Genomic DNA, 15,305 nt, shown 5'->3' with positions numbered 1-15,305 from the left:
CGGTCATGGCACAGGACTTCTACGAGGTGCTGGGCGTGTCACGGACCGCCGGCCAGGACGAGATCCAGCAGGCATATCGCAAACTCGCCCGCAAGTACCACCCCGACGTCAACAAGGACCCGGGGGCGGAGGAACGCTTCAAGGACCTCAACGAGGCGTACAGCGTCCTGTCGGACCCCAAGACACGGGCCCGTTACGACCGCTTCGGCGAGGACTTCCGGAAGGTCCCCGAGGACTGGGAGGAGCGGGTCGGTGCCGGCGCGGGACCCGGCGGCGGCTTCCGTGCTCGCAGGACCGCGGGCGCGGGCGGCCCCCATGTCCGGTACACCGGCTTCGGCGACGACTTCGCAGCGGGGGGCGTCGACATCGAGGACCTGCTCGGCTCGCTCTTCGGAGCGGGCGCCGCCCCCGGCGGTGTACCGGGAGCCGACCAGGAGGCCGAGCTGCCGCTCACCGTCGAGGAGGCGTACAGGGGCGGCCGCCGCACCGTCACGCTCGCCGGCCCCACCGGTCAGCCGCGGCGGTACGAGGTCGACGTACCGTCCGGCGTCACCGACGGGCAGCGCATCCGCCTGGCGGGCGAGGGCGGACGGGGCAGTGGTGACGCCGCCGCGGGGGATCTGTATCTGCGGGTGCGTATCCAACCGCACCCTCGGTTCCGGCTGGACGGCCGGGACGTGTACGTGCAGCTTCCGGTCACTCCCTGGGAGGCCGCGCTGGGTGCGACGGTTCCGGTGCCCACCCCCGGCGGCGGCACGGCCAAGGTCACGGTGCCCGCGGGCTCGTCCAGTGGCCGGCGGCTGCGGCTGCGCGGCGAGGGCATGCCGAACCCGCGCGGTGCCGACGGCAACCTCTACGCCGAACTCCGCATCATGGTGCCGCCCAAGCTCAGCGACCGGGAGCGCGAGCTGTTCGAGGAGCTCGCCGCCACCTCTTCGTACGACCCCAGGAGGACGTGATGAGCGACCGACCCTCATGGGCGGCCACCGGCGGTCGGACCGCCCGGGACCACGCGGGCGGGCGTCCCGTACGGACGAGCGCCGGCTCCACGGCCGTGCGGTACGCGCTCGTCCCCGTGCCCAGGCTTTCCCTGGACACCGTGGCCCGCCGCTCGGGCCTCCACCCCGACCTGGTCCGCCGGTTCGTCGCCCTCGGCCTGGTCGACGCCGAACGCGACGCCGCGGGGCACCTCGTGTTCGACCCCGCGGCCCCGGCGGTCCTCGCCCGCGTCCAGCGGCTGCGCTCCGGACTCTGCCTCAACTACGCATCCATCGGTCTGGTGCTCGACCTGCTCGACCGCATCAGCCTGCTCGAAGCCGCACTGCGCGACCGCGGCAGGAGGAGTGACTCACCCCCATGGACATGAACCGTCTCACCCAGAAGTCACAGGAAGCCCTCCAGGAGGCGCAGACCGCCGCCGTCCGCATGGGCCAGACCGAGGTCGACGGTGAGCACCTGCTGCTCGCGCTCCTGGACCAGGAGGACGGCCTGATCCCCCGGCTGCTGCAACAGGCGGGCAGGGAGCCCGAGGAACTCCGTGCGGCTGTGCGTGCGGAGCTTTCCCGCCGGCCCAAGGTGACCGGCCCGGGTGCGGCGCCGGGCCAGGTGTTCGTCACCCAGCGCCTGTCCCGGCTGCTGGACGCGGCCGAGCGGGAGGCCAAACGCCTCAAGGACGAGTACGTGTCCGTGGAGCACCTCCTGCTGGCCCTTGCCGAGGAGGGCTCGTCCACCGCCGCCGGACGGCTGCTCAAGGAGCACGGCATCACCCGGGACTCGTTCCTGAGCGCGCTGACCCAGATCCGCGGCAACCAGCGCGTGACCTCGGCCAACCCCGAAGTGGCGTACGAGGCCCTGGAGAAGTACGGCCGCGACCTGGTCGCCGAGGCCAGGGGCGGCAAACTCGACCCGGTCATCGGCCGGGACGCCGAGATCCGCCGCGTCACCCAGATCCTCAGCCGCAAGACCAAGAACAACCCCGTCCTCATCGGCGATCCCGGCGTCGGCAAGACCGCCATCGTCGAGGGCCTGGCCCAGCGCATCGTCCGCGGCGACGTCCCCGAGGGCCTGCGCGACAAGACGGTGTTCGCACTCGACATGGGCTCCCTGGTCGCCGGGGCGAAGTACCGGGGCGAGTTCGAGGAACGCCTCAAGGCCGTGCTGTCCGAGGTGAAGGCCGCCCAGGGGCACATCCTGCTCTTCGTCGACGAACTCCACACCGTCGTCGGCGCGGGCGCCGCCGAAGGAGCCATGGACGCGGGCAACATGCTCAAGCCGATGCTCGCCCGCGGCGAACTCCACATGATCGGCGCCACCACCCTCGACGAGTACCGCAAGCACATCGAGAAGGACGCCGCCCTCGAACGCCGCTTCCAGCAGGTCCTGGTCGACGAGCCGAGCGTGGAGGACACCATCTCCATCCTGCGCGGACTGCGCGAACGCCTGGAAATCTTCCACGGCGTGAAGATCCAGGACACCGCGCTGGTCTCCGCGGCCACCCTCAGCCACCGCTACATCACCGATCGGTTCCTGCCCGACAAGGCCATCGACCTCGTCGACGAGGCGTGCGCCCGGTTGCGTACCGAGATCGACTCGATGCCCGCCGAACTCGACGAGATCACCCGCCGCGTCACCCGCCTGGAGATCGAGGAGGCCGCCCTCTCCAAGGAGACCGACCCCGCCAGCAAAACCCGCCTCGAGGAGCTGCGCAGGGAACTCGCCGACCTGCGCGGCGAGGCCGACGCCAAGCACGCCCAGTGGGAGGCCGAACGGCAAGCCATCCGCCGCGTGCAGGAACTGCGCCAGGAACTGGAGCAGGTCCGCCACGAGGCGGAGGAGGCCGAACGTGCCTACGACCTCAACCGCGCCGCCGAACTCCGCTACGGCCGCCTCCAGGACCTGGAGCGCCGACTCGCCGCAGAGGAGGAGCAACTGGCCGCGAAGCAAGGGGAGAACCGGCTGCTGCGCGAGGTCGTGACGGAGGAGGAGATCGCCGAGATCGTCGCCGCCTGGACCGGCGTCCCCGTCGCCCGCCTCCAGGAGGGCGAACGCGAGAAGCTGCTGCGCCTCGACGAGATCCTGCGCGAGCGCGTCATCGGCCAGGACGAGGCCGTCAAGCTCGTCGCCGACGCCATCATCCGCGCCCGTTCCGGCATCCGGGATCCGCGCCGCCCCATCGGCTCGTTCATCTTCCTCGGCCCCACCGGCGTCGGGAAGACCGAGCTGGCCAAGACCCTCGCCCGGGCCCTGTTCGACTCCGAGGAGAACATGGTCCGCCTCGACATGAGCGAGTACCAGGAGCGGCACACCGTCAGCCGGCTCATGGGCGCACCGCCCGGATACGTCGGCTACGAGGAAGGCGGCCAGCTCACCGAGGCCGTACGCCGCAAGCCGTACTCGGTTGTGCTGTTCGACGAGGTCGAGAAGGCCCACACCGATGTTTTCAACACCCTGCTGCAGATCCTCGACGACGGCCGCATCACCGATGCCCAGGGCCGCACCGTCGACTTCCGCAACACCGTGATCATCATGACGTCCAACATCGGCTCCGAGCACCTCCTCGACGGCGCCACCGCGGAGGGTGAGATCAAGCCGGACGCCCGCGCCCTGGTGATGGGTGAGCTGCGCGGGCACTTCCGTCCGGAGTTCCTCAACCGCGTCGACGACATCGTGCTCTTCAAGCCGCTCGGTGAGCAGCAGATCGAGCGGATCGTGGAGCTGCAGTTCGACGAGCTGCGGCAGCGAGTCGCCGAACGCCGCATCACCGTCGAACTCACCGACGAAGCACGGGAGTTGATCGCCCACCAAGGCTACGACCCGGTGTACGGTGCACGGCCGCTGCGGCGTTACATCTCCCACGAGGTCGAGACACTGGTCGGGCGCGCCCTGCTGCGCGGCGACGTCCAGGACGGCGCGAAGGTCCGCGTCGACGCCCAGCACGGAGAGCTGGTGGTCACCTACGACCAGCCCGAGGACGTGAAGGGAGCGAGGGCGGCATGAGCACCGTACAAGCCACCAACGTCACCTGCCCGCACTGCGGGCGCACCAACCGGATACCCGTGGCCGCCGAGGGCCGCCCCAGGTGCGCCAACTGCAAGCAGCCTCTGCCATGGATGGCCGACGCGGGCGACGACGACTTCACCGAGGTCGTCGAGCAGGCCACCGTGCCCGTCGTCGTCGACCTGTGGGCCACCTGGTGCGGCCCCTGCCGCATGGTGAGCCCCGCGCTGGAGAAGGTCGCCGTCGATCTCGCGGGAAAGATCAAGCTGGTCAAGGTGGACATCGACAGGAACCCGCGGCTGGCGCAGCGGTTCGAGGTCCAGGCGGTACCGACGCTGTTGGTCCTCGACAAAGGACAGACCATCGCCCGGCAGGCGGGTGCCGCACCTGCCCCTGCCCTGCAGCGGTGGGTGGAGCAGTCGATCGCGGGCCGCGAACCGGCCGGGAAAGGGTGATCAGCCATGACCGTAGGAACCGACCCCCACCTCGCGCTCGTCCGGCCGGTCCGGCCACTGACCCCCGAAGGGTGTCAAGAGTGTCTGCTGCTCGGCTCCCCGTGGGTCCACCTCAGGCTCTGCCTGACCTGCGGCCACGTCGGCTGCTGCGATTCCTCGCCCAACCGGCACGCGCGCCGTCACGCCGCCGCCGACGGCCATCCGATCGTGGCGTCGCTGGAGCCCGGCGAGGACTGGCGGTGGTGCTTCGCCCACGAGGCGTTCGTGTGATGGCCGGGGACGAGACGCGGCCGGGCGCAGCGCCTGTGCCGGACGAGGCGGAGGAGAGCGTCCCCTTCGAGACCGCCGACATCTACGGCGCCTATCCCCGCCTGCCGGACGACCAGATGGACCGCCTGGCGCAGCATGGCCGGCGGCGCGCGGTCGACGCTGGTGACGTGCTGATCCGGGAGGGGGAGCGGTGCGAGACCTTCTTTGTCGTCCTCAGTGGCTCGGTCGCCATAGTCGAGGACTACGGCACGCCCGACGAACGCCTGCTGCGTGTGCACGGCCCTGGCCGCTTCATCGGCGAACTCGGCCTCCTGAACGGGCAGGTGGCCTTCTACACCGCCGTGATCAGGGACCCCGGTGAGGTCCTCGCCCTGTCCATGGACCAGCTGCGTGACCTGGTGACCCGGGACTCCGTCCTCGGCGATGTGGTGCTGCGCGCCTGCCTGGGCCGGCGTGCTTTGCTCGTCGGTCAGGGCGCCGGTTTCCGCATCGTCGGCTCGCGCTATTCGCCCGATACCCGGCGGCTGCGTGAGTTCGCCGCCCGCAACCGGCTGCCGTACCGCTGGATCGATCTGGAGACCGACGAGGAGGCCGAGGAGTTGCTGCGCCGCTTCGGCGTCGGCCCGGCGGAGACACCGCTCGTCATCTGGCGGGACACCACTCTGTTGCGCAACCCCAGTAACGCGGAACTGGCCCGGCTCATCGGCCTGCCGTCGCTGCCTGCCGGAAACCATCACGGCGATCTCCTGATCGTCGGCTCCGGACCCGCTGGTCTCGCCGCCGCGGTGAACGCCGCCTCGGAGGGCCTGGGCACGACCGTGGTCGAGGCCATGGCCAGCGGCGGCCGGGCCGCCACGTCGTCCCGCATCGAGAATCTGCTCGGCTTCCCCTCCGGCATCTCCGGCGCCGAACTCACCGAACGCGCCGTGCTCCAGGCCGACAAGTTCGGCGCCAGGATCAGCGTCCCGGCGGAGGCGGCTCGGCTCGAACCGCGGGACGGGCACTACGCCGTCGGGTTCGCCGACGGCAGCGAGATCACCGCCCGCACAGTCGTCCTGGCCACCGGCGCTCGCTACCGCCGCCTCCGGGTGCCCGGTATCGAACGCCTGGAGGGAACGAGCGTCCACTACTCGGCGACCGTCTACGAAGCCCAGCAGTGCCGCACCGACCCGGTGGCCGTCGTCGGTGGAGGCAACTCCGCGGGCCAGGCCGTGCTCTTCCTGGCCGGGTACGCACCGCAGGTGTATTTGCTCGTCCGTGGGGCGAACCTCGAGGCGCACATGTCCCGCTACCTGATCGATCAGGTCGAGCGCCACCCGCGGGTGCGCGTGCTGCTGCACACCGAGACGACCGAGGCACTCGGCGACAAGGTGCTGGAGGCGGTCACCGTGGTCGACCACCGTACGGGCGAGCATCGCCACCTCGCGGTGCGCGCCCTGTTCGTCTTTACCGGCGCCGACCCCCACACCGAGTGGCTGTCCGGCGCGCTCGCCCTCGACGCGCGCGGCTTCGTGCTCACCGGCGCGGAGGCGCAGGCCTGCTCCGCCCCCGGATTCTGGCAGAGCCAGGGCCGCGACTGCCTGACGTTGGAGACCAGCCTGCCGGGCGTCTTCGCCGCCGGCGATGTCCGCAGCGGCTCGGTGAAACGCGTGGCCTCCGCGGTCGGCGAAGGCGCGATGAGCATCCACTTCGTGCACCGCTACCTGGGCCACACGGCCGCGCCCGGCGGCACCGACAGCTCACCGCACACCCGTCCGAAGGAGTCCGCTTGGCTCGCATGACACCCAGCGGGCGACGAGATCACGAGAAGGAGAAGGAGGCGATGGGAATGACTACGCCCGTCCGGCACCAACGGGGTGCCGCAATGCAGGCCAGGCCGCTTGGCTGGGCACGCAATCCGCTGACGGAGTTCGACCAACTGCTCAGCGAGATGAGCGGACTGATCGAATCCACGGTGGGAGGCGCGGCACCCGCAGTCGCGTGGACACCCCTGGCGGATGTCACGGAGTCCGACGACGCCTTCCACATCGAGATCGAACTCCCCGGCGTCAAGAGCAAGGACATCGACGTCGAAGCGAACGGCCAGGAAGTGGTGGTCACCGGAGAGATCAAGGAGAGGGAACGCAAAGGCGTCCTGCGACGGAGCACCCGCCGCACCGGAGCCTTCGAGTACCGGCTGCGGCTGCCCGGAGAAGTCGACACCGAAAAGATCAACGCGCAGATGTCGGACGGGGTGCTCACCATCACCGTCCCCAAGGCCGAGGTCGCAAAGCCCCGGCACGTCGAGATCAGCGAGACGAGTGAAAGCACCGGGAGCAGCGGCTGAGACACGAAGGCCGCGGTTCCGGTCACCCGTCCGGCACCGCGGCCGGCCGGCGAGGCTCGACATCCGGGGTGACTCATGAATGACGACCCGTATCACAAGCCCTCACCGCGGCGGAGGGTCGGCATGTGGCTCGCCACCCGCTTCCTTTCGGCTCCGCAGACGCCAGGCGCGCAGCAGCCGAAGGGGGAGCAGACCGAGCGGGGCTCGCCGGCCCATGTCCGCCTGGTCCTCGCGGTCGAATGCCCGTGCGTAACGCTCAGCGTTCTGGGCTGTCGGATATCGCTTGCTTCCCTCCTCTCCGCACCCACGCGCGCAGCGCCAGAGCATCGTGTCGCCCTCATGGCAAAAGCACCCGGCGGGCTCGACAGCGCACCGGGCGACCCCATGACCAGCGATGACCGGCGCAGAAGGAGGCAAAGATGAAATACGACGGATTCCTCGCCCACGTACGCGAACGAGGCGAATACAAGAACCCGGACGAAGCCGCAGACGTCACCAACGCCGTGCTGGAAGTGCTGGCCCAACGGATCAGCCCGGGAGAGGTCAAGGACCTCGCATCCCAGATGCCCGGCCCGCTGGGACAGGTTCTGGACCATGCAACGCCCCAGCAGGCGCAGAGCTTCGGGATCGAAGAGTTCTACCGCCGGGTCGCCGAGCGCACGGGTGCCCGGCCGCGTACGGCACAGTGGGACGCCAGCGCGGTCCTGACCACCGTCGCCGACGCTGTGACCGGCGGAGAACTGAATCAGATCATCAGCCAACTCCCCTCCAGTTACGCGGTCCTGTTCGGAAAGGCCGACCTCGCGGACTGAGCTCGTGCAGCGCTCAGAACGAAAGGCCCACGCAGCGGCGCCCCGGCCGCCCCAGTACCAGGTCGCGGGCGGTCACGGATCAGGGGGCTGCCACTCGAACATCAAGATCGTGGCGTCGTCGCTGAGTTCGTTGTGCTGATGCTCGAGGATGGCGTGGATGAGCAGGCGCAGCACTTCCGGGGCGCTCTGCCCTGCCGCGGTCGACCGGATGACGTAGTCGGTGAAGCGTTCCAGACCGAACTCCTCGCCCGCCTCGTCGCGTGATTCCACGACGCCGTCCGAGTAGAGCAGTATTCGGTCATCGGGCTCGAGGCTGACGTCGTGCACCTGACGGGTGGTCCCGGCGAGACCGGCGGGCAGACCCAAAGGTGGCTCAGATGGCCGCTCCAATGCCTCGTGGAGCAGACGATGGCGACGGATGAGCAACGGAGGCGGGTGACCGCAGTTGCACCATCGCAGCACACCCGTGGGCATGTGCAACTGTGTGAAGACACCCGTGCAGAACTGCTCCGGAAGCCACTTCGCCAGCGCCTCGTCCACGGTGCCCACGAGTTCGTTCAGTTCTGCCCCGCTGCGCCGGGCGTTACGGCAGCCTGCCATGGCGACAGAGGTGGCAAGTCCGGAGGCCAGATCGTGCCCCATGCCGTCGAGTACTGCGGCGTGCAGAACGTCCTCGGTGAACGCATGGTCGAAAGCATCGCCGCCCAGTTCGTACGCAGGCTCCAGAACCGCCGTCGACACGACCCGCCCGGTGCCGATCGACCGGGGAGGGAGAAATGCCCTCACCATCTCCGTGGGCAGGTGCATCGGCCGGGTACGCATGCGCTGCGCGATGGTGTCGCTGTAGGTGCGCTTGGATGTGATGATCAGTGCGAGGAGCAGCGCCGCGGTTCGGCAGCGCCGTAGCTTGAGCCCGTCCAGGGTGCTCACGTTCAGCTCCACGACGCCCAGCCGCTCCGCCCCGTCGGCCAGGGGCAACCACACGTTCAGACCTTCGGAGGGGTCTTCTTCCACTCGGAGTGAGTCGGTGCGGTAGGCCCATCCGGCCAGCGAAGTGTCGAGCTCCAGTTCCGGCTCGCCTTCGACGAACGGCACCAGCAGTCTCTGCTGGATGTCGACCAGATAGACAACGGCCCTGCCCAAGCCCATGGCCTCGGTATACCGGTTCAGGACCGCGGGCAGTTCCGCAGGTGATGCCAGCTGCGCAGCCCTGACCAGTTCATCCAGCAGCCGCTCCCCGGGCCCGACGGACACGTTCCTGTCCATGCCTGCGATGATCCCTTCAAGGACGAGCCGTCACAATCTGAGCTCTCCGGCACCCGAGCCGGGGGCCGATCAGGCCGCTGCGCAGCCGAGGAAGCGGAACGCGCTGACGCTGTTCGGCCGTGGCCTGCACCGCCTGTTCCGGTCGCCACTCACAGCAGGAGGTCGAAGACGGCTCGAGCCTCGTCCCAGTGCTGGGTCTGAGGGTTTTTCAGGTCGGGGTGGATGATCTTGAAGCTCTGGGCAAGGGCCAGGCTGAGTCCGCCGATGATGTCCGGATAGGCCGCCTCGGTCTCCTCATCGGGCGTGCGGTCCAGAGCGGGGTGGGTGGCGAGCTGTTCCAGGATCGGCTTGAGTTCCATTTCCTGGTCGATCTTCCGGAAGTGGTGAATGCTCTCCTGCAGGCCTTTCGTGATCGGCAAGTCACAGGTCCGGATGATGTCGCGCCCGTTGGCCTTGGCAGTGGCCTGGGCGACGGTCAGCAGATCGTAGAGCTTGGCGTCGACGAAGTCGCTGTAGCGCTTGAGATCGTTCTTGTCGACGTTCAGTCCTGCGGCCGCGCGAAAGAACCTCTCGAATTTGACGATGGACATCACGGTCATGATGGCAACCTCCGGCTGCGGGAGCCGGGTGGCTCCCGACCCCTGGGCTTCCAAGTCAGCCTGGCCGACGGGGGCGCGCGAACGCTTGCGCATGTCGGGCCCAATTGGCCTCCCTGTATTGCCCTGCCAGGCCCATGCGCCCGACTGTCCGGGTTGTCGGACGGGCGGGCGGACCGACAGCAGGGCCGGAGAGCGCTCGGGAGAGGCCGGTGAGCCCCGCCCCTGCAGGCGGAGAGGCCGACGTGTCACGTGGCGTGGACGTTACCGCGGCGGCGTCTGCGGGCACTCGGGATCGGCGGGGTAGCCGACGAGGAGGGTCCGGTCATGCAGGTGCGGTCTCAGGGCGTTACGGTCGTGGCTCTCCTGGCGGATCCGGACGCGCCGACGGAGATCGCGCAGCGCATGGCCCGGACACTTCCTGATCGGCTCGCCGACAAGTCGGGCCAGGGGCGACGGTTCGACGTCGAGGTGGTCAGCGAGCCCTTCACCTCGGGGACGGAGGACCCGCCCACCCTGATGGGCCGGATCATGAACCGTGGGAGTGCGGAGAACTGGGACATCGTCGTGGCCCTCACCGACCTTCCGCTGCACTCACACGGGCGCAAGCTAGCTGTGAATCTGAATCACGAACACGGCTTGGTGCTGCTGTCTCTACCTTCACTGGGGGGCCTGCGGCTGCAGACGAGGGCCCGGCGGGCCGTCGAAGAAGCCGTGCTCGGCATGGCGAGTCCGCAAACCGATGGGGCTGAGGGAACTCCGCGAAGTCAGCCACCTCCGGGGCCCTCCGTCAATCGTCTCGCCCCTTTTCATCCGGGCCGAACCGATGAGAAGGAGACCGACGATCTTCGGTTCGTCGTCAGCGGGCCGCGCGGTTACCTGCGGGTGCTCGCCGGTATGGTCCGCGCCAACCGGCCGTGGCGATTGGTACCGGGCTTGTCAAAAGCCCTGGCGGCCGCACTCGCCACGGGAGCGGTCGCCACCGTGAACTCCACCGTCTGGACCCTCGCCTCGTCCCTCAGCACGCCACGCCTCGTGATTGCCACGGTCGGATCTCTCGCGATCATGATCGGCTGGCTGATCATAGACGCGGAGCTGTGGCATCGATCAACAGACAGCTCGCCGGAGGCGAGGCAGAGGGCGCGGCTGTACAACGCCTCGACGGTCGTGACCGTGGGTATCGGCGTTCTGGTCTGCTACGTGGGTTTGATGGTCATCAACTGGGTGTGGGCGCTGTTCATCCTCAACGGCCAAGCGTTCGCTTCCGTGACACGAACTCCACTGCACGCTGGGGAGTACGTGACGCTGTCCTGGTTCGTCGCTTCGGTCGCCACCGTGGGCGGCGCGCTGGGATCAGGCTTGGAGAGCGACGATGCGATCCGGGCAGCCGCCTACTCCAAGCGCGAACAGGAACGTCGCCACAGGCTCCAGGACGGCCACGATGACTGGCCGACGTCGGAGTCGGAGACACGGCGGTAGTCGGTGGTCGTCCGGAGGGGAAGGTTTCGCTGATCGATGCGCGCGTGCTCGTTTCGCGTCGAGGACCGACGGGGACCCGGACAGCACGCCGCCGGACGCCGGTGTTCCGCGTGGCAAGCCGCCGGCGGCGCCGTCGCACCTGATCCGGGTGAACGACCCGCAGAGGCATGCCGGAGTACGGACCGCGTCCCCCCACGCGTTCAACTCCCGACAGTGAGGCTCTTCGCGCCGTCTCCATCACCGCCATGGTGCGGTCATGCCACGACATCAAGGGATCGCAGTCATGAAAGCAGCGGTATACGAAGGCCCGCGAACGGTCGCGGTGAAGGACGTACCGGACGCGAAGATCGAGCACCCCTGCGACATCATCGTCAAGATCACCGCCACCAACATCTGTGGTTCTGACCTGCACATGTATGAGGGCCGCACCTCGTTCGAGTCCGGCCGCACGCTGGGACACGAGAACCTGGGCCAGGTGGTGGAGGCCGGCTCGGCGGTCCGCAAGGTCCAGGTCGGCGATTATGTGGTACTGCCCTTCAACATCGCCTGCGGCTTCTGCAAGCAGTGCGAGCGGGGACTGACCAACTACTGCCTGACCATGCAGCCGGAACCGGCCCTCGCCGGAGCCGCCTACGGGTTCGCCGACATGGGCCCCTACCAGGGCGGCCAGGCGGAACTGCTGCGCGTCCCCTACGGCGACTTCAACGCGCTGCGCCTGGGCGAGGACGCCGCCGAGCGGCAGACCGACTACGTGATGCTCGCCGACATCTTCCCCACCGGCTATCACGCCACCGAGATGGCCAACGTCCAACCGGGCGACCAGACCATCGTCTTCGGGGCCGGTCCGGTCGGGCTGATGGCGACCTACTCCGCCCTCCTCAAGGGCGCCGGCCGCGTCTGGGTGGCCGACCACCAGCCCGACCGGCTGCGCAAGGCGGAGGAGATCGGGGCCATACCGATCAACACCGCCGAGCAGGACCCGGCTCAGGTCGTCAAGGAAGCCACCCTCGGCCTGGGCGCCGACAACGGCTGTGAATGCGTCGGCTACCAAGCACACGACCACGAGGGACACGAGGACGCCAGTCTCACGCTCAACGGACTCATCGACACGGTCAGGTTCACGGGCCACATCGGCGTGGTGGGCGTGTTCCTGCCCGAGGATCCGGGCGGCGCAGAGGCACAGGGGGAGCTGGAAGCACAGGGGAAGGTCCCGATCGACTTCGGCATGATGTGGTTCAAGGGCCAGCGCATGGGCACCGGGCAGGCGCCAGTGAAGAAGTACAACCGGGCGCTGCGGGATCTGATCGCCGGCGAAAAGGCAAAGCCGAGCTTCGTCGTTTCGCACGAACTCAGTCTGGACGATGCCCCCACTGCGTATGAGCACTTCGATGCCCGCGACGAGGGCTGGACGAAGGTGGTGCTGCATCCCAACGGGCACGGGAACGGCAGCAAGCGATAGGAACTCAGGGGCCGCCGCCCGTCTGTCTCCCTGGACCAGTCCGGGTGACGGGTGGCAGTCACCCTGATTCCGGCAGGGGCTGAGCCGGCGGCGACCACTGGAGTTCGGCCCGGTAGGACGGACCGTGGCCCCCGCATGCCGGCCGGCCCGGAGGCGAAGACCCCGCCGGACATGCGTGCGAGGAAACCTGGGACTGGTGAGGCCACATGCTGATGTGTCGCGTATTCACCGATGCTCAGTTCTTGGGCCCCGCGGGAGACTTCCTCGTCCTGCGGCCGCACCTCGACCAGCCCGTCGCGACCCGGCAGGGCGTTCCGACCGGGCTCACACCGTGAGGTGGCTGCGGACCTTCGGGGAGGTCGTGCGATCCGGGCTCACGATCGAGGAGACGCGGCTGGAGCCCCTGCTCGCGCTGCGCACGGCTGCTGGGGTGGCGCTCGTCATCGGGCCGGCGCTGTGGCTGGTCTCCCCTGCGTACGCCGCGTCCGCCGCCCTCGGTGCCTACTCCGCGGGTGCGGCCACCTTCCAGCGCACCTGGCGTCCGCGCAAGGTGATCGCGCTCGGCGCGGGCGCGGGCTTGGCGCTCGGCACCTTCGTGGGCTACCTGGCAGCGGGGCGACTCGTGACCTTCCTCCCCCTCCTGGCCGTATGGGCCTTTGCCGCGGGGATGGCGTGGTCCCTCGGATCGACCGCTGGAATCGTCGCAGCGACGACGGTCGGCAGCATGCTGGTGACCATCACCCTGCCCACGAGCGTCGCACGAGCCCTGGAACACGCCGGGGTCATCGCGCTCGGAGGCGTGGCACAGGCCGTACTGATCTTGCTTTTCCCGATCCGTCGATGGGGGGCACATCGTGACGCCCTCGCCGACGCGCTGGCCGCCGTTGCGGACCACGCCCGCCGGCTGCGACAGGACCCGACCGTGCCGTTCGACCCGGAGCCACTGATGACGGCCCGGGACGCGGCCGCCGTGACGCCATCCCAAGCCCGCACCCGTCCCCCCGTCCTCCACGGCCCCCGGGGCCTCGCCGAGCGCATTCTGCCGGTCGTCGCCGCACTCGCCGACCCGGACGTCGGCGCCCCGGCGGAGGGACCCGGGCGGGACCGCGCACGGGAGTTGCTCGACGCGGCCGCCGACGTCCTGGACGCGGCCGCCCGTTCGATCCGCCGCGGCACTCCCGCCGAGGTGCCGCCCAGGAGTGCGGACGTCCTGCGCGTCGACGATGAACACGAGGTGCTGGAGGGGCCCGCCCGGCAGGCCGCCGAACGGCTCGTGGAACTGCTCGCCGAGGCGTTGGACATCGCCGGGAGCGGCGGCGCGCGCGACAAGGCGCCTACGCCGCCCGGCCCCGCGAGTGCCCAGTTCCTGGTGCGCCCGACCATGTTCCGACTGCTCCCGGTCGTCGTCCAGGCGGTCCGCCGTGAGCTCCGCCGGGACTCGCCCGTGTTCCGGCACGCCGTCCGCCTGGCGGCGGTGGCCACGCTCGGCTATCTCATCGCTTCCCGGCTACCCGTGGGCCACGGCTATTGGGCGCCCATCGCCTCGGTGATGGTGATGCGGCCGGACTTCCACCGGACGTACGCACGTGCGGTGGGCCGTCTCGCCGGGACCCTGGCGGGGGTCGCGCTCGCCACCGGGATGGTGCGGGCCCTGGGCCCGGACGCCCATGTGTTCGGGGCGCTGGCGGTGGTCTCGGCGGCCCTGTCGTACACGCTGCTCCGTACCGGCTACGCCTACTCCCAGTGCTTCACTGCCGCGTACGTCGTCTTCCTGCTCGGCATGGGCGGCCAGGCATGGGAGCAGACGGTCCCGGAGCGGGTGGTGCTCACCCTGCTCGGCGGGGCCCTGGCCATGCTGGCGTACGTGGTGTTCCCCGCATGGGAGACCCCCCGGCTGCCGGGCCGGCTCGCGGACTGGCTCGCCGCCGACGGCCGCTACGCGGCCGCGGTGCTCCGCAGTTACGCCGAACCGACCCGGGAGCATCGGGCCGACATGCGCAGGGCCCTGCTGGCGAGCAGGCAGGCGCGTGCCGCCTGGCAGGAGGCCTACGACCAGGCAAGGCAGGAACCGGTCCGCCCCCGGGGTCTGACGTCGCGCGAGGCGGAGGATGCGCAGGAGGCGCTCAAGGGGTTCGACCGGGCAGCGATGCTCATGGAGAGCCACGTCCCGCGGGCCGACAGTCGTTTCGTCCCCGAGGCGCAGCGGTTCGCCGAGGCCCTGGAGGCGGACACCGCGCAGGCGGCAGACGACGTGCGCGAGCACAGGAATCCCGACTGGGGGCGCGTGGAGGAGGCGCTCCACGCGTGGGAAGGCGTCGCCGGGGACCGGAGCCCGGTGCTGCGGCGCGGGGCGGAACTGCAGAAGCGGGCCCTGGAGGACCTCGCGGCAGCAGTGAGCCGCACACCCCTGGAACGGGACGTCGGCTCTGCTCGCGAGGAGCAACGGGTGCGGGCTGCCGGGGCTGCGGAAGGTGACGGATCAGGGCCCGCGCACCGGGGTGGGTGAGGGCTCCGGCGACCTGGGGCGGGAAGTAGTCTCCCGGCGGCTTCGAGCGCCGCCACACGTACACCGCCGTCGCCATCACGAGGATCAGCCCCGCCAGGATGAGCAGTTGGATCCCCTCGACGTTCCACCGGAAGGACTTC

At 69.6% G+C, this 15,305-nt stretch carries 13 protein-coding genes; 11 read left to right on the top strand and 2 right to left on the bottom strand.

The features are described from left to right. The first annotated feature begins 5 nt into the window (after window positions 1-5). The 8 genes from ACZ7EG_RS37485 (at window position 6) to ACZ7EG_RS37450 (ending at window position 7,859) form a co-directional block, all read left to right on the top strand. Window positions 6-959 carry a DnaJ C-terminal domain-containing protein gene (locus ACZ7EG_RS37485; protein WP_471088920.1) on the top strand — a complete coding sequence of 318 codons (954 nt, stop codon included), beginning with the start codon at window positions 6-8 and terminating at the stop codon, window positions 957-959. Further along, window positions 959-1,366, top strand: coding sequence for a chaperone modulator CbpM (locus ACZ7EG_RS37480; protein WP_471088918.1), 408 nt, complete (start codon window positions 959-961; stop codon window positions 1,364-1,366). Before ACZ7EG_RS37485 ends, ACZ7EG_RS37480 begins: the two co-directional genes overlap by 1 nt. Beyond that, a complete protein-coding gene (clpB, locus tag ACZ7EG_RS37475; protein ID WP_471088916.1) occupies window positions 1,357-3,996 on the top strand; it encodes an ATP-dependent chaperone ClpB in 2,640 nt (879 codons plus the stop codon). Before ACZ7EG_RS37480 ends, clpB begins: the two co-directional genes overlap by 10 nt. Then, a complete protein-coding gene (trxA, locus tag ACZ7EG_RS37470) occupies window positions 3,993-4,451 on the top strand; it encodes a thioredoxin (RefSeq protein ID WP_471088914.1) in 459 nt (152 codons plus the stop codon). Before clpB ends, trxA begins: the two co-directional genes overlap by 4 nt. Before the next feature lie 6 nt (window positions 4,452-4,457). Then, window positions 4,458-4,721 carry a UBP-type zinc finger domain-containing protein gene (locus ACZ7EG_RS37465; RefSeq protein WP_471088912.1) on the top strand — a complete coding sequence of 88 codons (264 nt, stop codon included), beginning with the start codon at window positions 4,458-4,460 and terminating at the stop codon, window positions 4,719-4,721. After that, complete coding sequence (locus ACZ7EG_RS37460; protein WP_471088910.1) at window positions 4,721-6,502, top strand: FAD-dependent oxidoreductase; 1,782 nt, start codon at window positions 4,721-4,723, stop codon at window positions 6,500-6,502. The genes ACZ7EG_RS37465 and ACZ7EG_RS37460 overlap by 1 nt, the downstream gene beginning before the upstream one ends. Window positions 6,503-6,549: 47 nt before the next feature. Beyond that, window positions 6,550-7,047, top strand: a complete 498-nt coding sequence (locus ACZ7EG_RS37455) for an Hsp20/alpha crystallin family protein (RefSeq protein ID WP_471088908.1) — start codon at window positions 6,550-6,552, stop codon at window positions 7,045-7,047. A gap of 419 nt (window positions 7,048-7,466) precedes the next feature. Further along, window positions 7,467-7,859, top strand: a complete 393-nt coding sequence (locus ACZ7EG_RS37450) for a DUF2267 domain-containing protein (protein WP_191848385.1) — start codon at window positions 7,467-7,469, stop codon at window positions 7,857-7,859. A gap of 72 nt (window positions 7,860-7,931) precedes the next feature. Here the strand turns inward: ACZ7EG_RS37450 and ACZ7EG_RS37445 are convergent, their stop codons facing one another. Next, entirely contained in the window at window positions 7,932-9,125 is a 1,194-nt protein-coding gene (locus ACZ7EG_RS37445; RefSeq protein ID WP_471088905.1) for a PP2C family protein-serine/threonine phosphatase, read from the bottom strand. 149 nt (window positions 9,126-9,274) lie between these two features. After that, window positions 9,275-9,724, bottom strand: coding sequence for a DUF1931 family protein (locus ACZ7EG_RS37440; protein WP_471088970.1), 450 nt, complete (start codon window positions 9,722-9,724; stop codon window positions 9,275-9,277). Between the two features lie 324 nt (window positions 9,725-10,048). Between ACZ7EG_RS37440 and ACZ7EG_RS37435 the strand changes: the two genes are divergently transcribed. From ACZ7EG_RS37435 to ACZ7EG_RS37425, 3 genes are all read left to right on the top strand, one after another. After that, entirely contained in the window at window positions 10,049-11,200 is a 1,152-nt protein-coding gene (locus ACZ7EG_RS37435; protein ID WP_471088903.1) for a hypothetical protein, read from the top strand. A gap of 283 nt (window positions 11,201-11,483) precedes the next feature. After that, complete coding sequence (locus ACZ7EG_RS37430) at window positions 11,484-12,659, top strand: glutathione-independent formaldehyde dehydrogenase (protein ID WP_471088901.1); 1,176 nt, start codon at window positions 11,484-11,486, stop codon at window positions 12,657-12,659. 331 nt (window positions 12,660-12,990) lie between these two features. Continuing rightward, entirely contained in the window at window positions 12,991-15,165 is a 2,175-nt protein-coding gene (locus ACZ7EG_RS37425) for an FUSC family protein (protein WP_471088899.1), read from the top strand. Window positions 15,166-15,305: the final 140 nt, after the last annotated feature.

The sequence above is a fragment of the Streptomyces sp. NPDC037100 genome (assembly GCF_055606225.1).
Note: the sequence above shows the minus strand (reverse complement) of the source record. Positions and strands in the feature narration are given on the sequence as shown.

Excerpts from the sequence above, each read along its gene's own strand:
- ACZ7EG_RS37485 (WP_471088920.1), top strand. The coding sequence starts at position 6 with ATGGCACAGGACTTCTACGAGGTGCTGGGCGTGTCACGGACCGCCGGC.
- ACZ7EG_RS37480 (WP_471088918.1), top strand. The coding sequence starts at position 959 with ATGAGCGACCGACCCTCATGGGCGGCCACCGGCGGTCGGACCGCCCGG.
- clpB (WP_471088916.1), top strand. The coding sequence starts at position 1,357 with ATGGACATGAACCGTCTCACCCAGAAGTCACAGGAAGCCCTCCAGGAG.
- trxA (WP_471088914.1), top strand. The coding sequence starts at position 3,993 with ATGAGCACCGTACAAGCCACCAACGTCACCTGCCCGCACTGCGGGCGC.
- ACZ7EG_RS37465 (WP_471088912.1), top strand. The coding sequence starts at position 4,458 with ATGACCGTAGGAACCGACCCCCACCTCGCGCTCGTCCGGCCGGTCCGG.
- ACZ7EG_RS37460 (WP_471088910.1), top strand. The coding sequence starts at position 4,721 with ATGGCCGGGGACGAGACGCGGCCGGGCGCAGCGCCTGTGCCGGACGAG.
- ACZ7EG_RS37455 (WP_471088908.1), top strand. The coding sequence starts at position 6,550 with ATGACTACGCCCGTCCGGCACCAACGGGGTGCCGCAATGCAGGCCAGG.
- ACZ7EG_RS37450 (WP_191848385.1), top strand. The coding sequence starts at position 7,467 with ATGAAATACGACGGATTCCTCGCCCACGTACGCGAACGAGGCGAATAC.
- ACZ7EG_RS37445 (WP_471088905.1), bottom strand. The coding sequence starts at position 9,125 with ATGGACAGGAACGTGTCCGTCGGGCCCGGGGAGCGGCTGCTGGATGAA.
- ACZ7EG_RS37440 (WP_471088970.1), bottom strand. The coding sequence starts at position 9,724 with ATGACCGTGATGTCCATCGTCAAATTCGAGAGGTTCTTTCGCGCGGCC.
- ACZ7EG_RS37435 (WP_471088903.1), top strand. The coding sequence starts at position 10,049 with ATGCAGGTGCGGTCTCAGGGCGTTACGGTCGTGGCTCTCCTGGCGGAT.
- ACZ7EG_RS37430 (WP_471088901.1), top strand. The coding sequence starts at position 11,484 with ATGAAAGCAGCGGTATACGAAGGCCCGCGAACGGTCGCGGTGAAGGAC.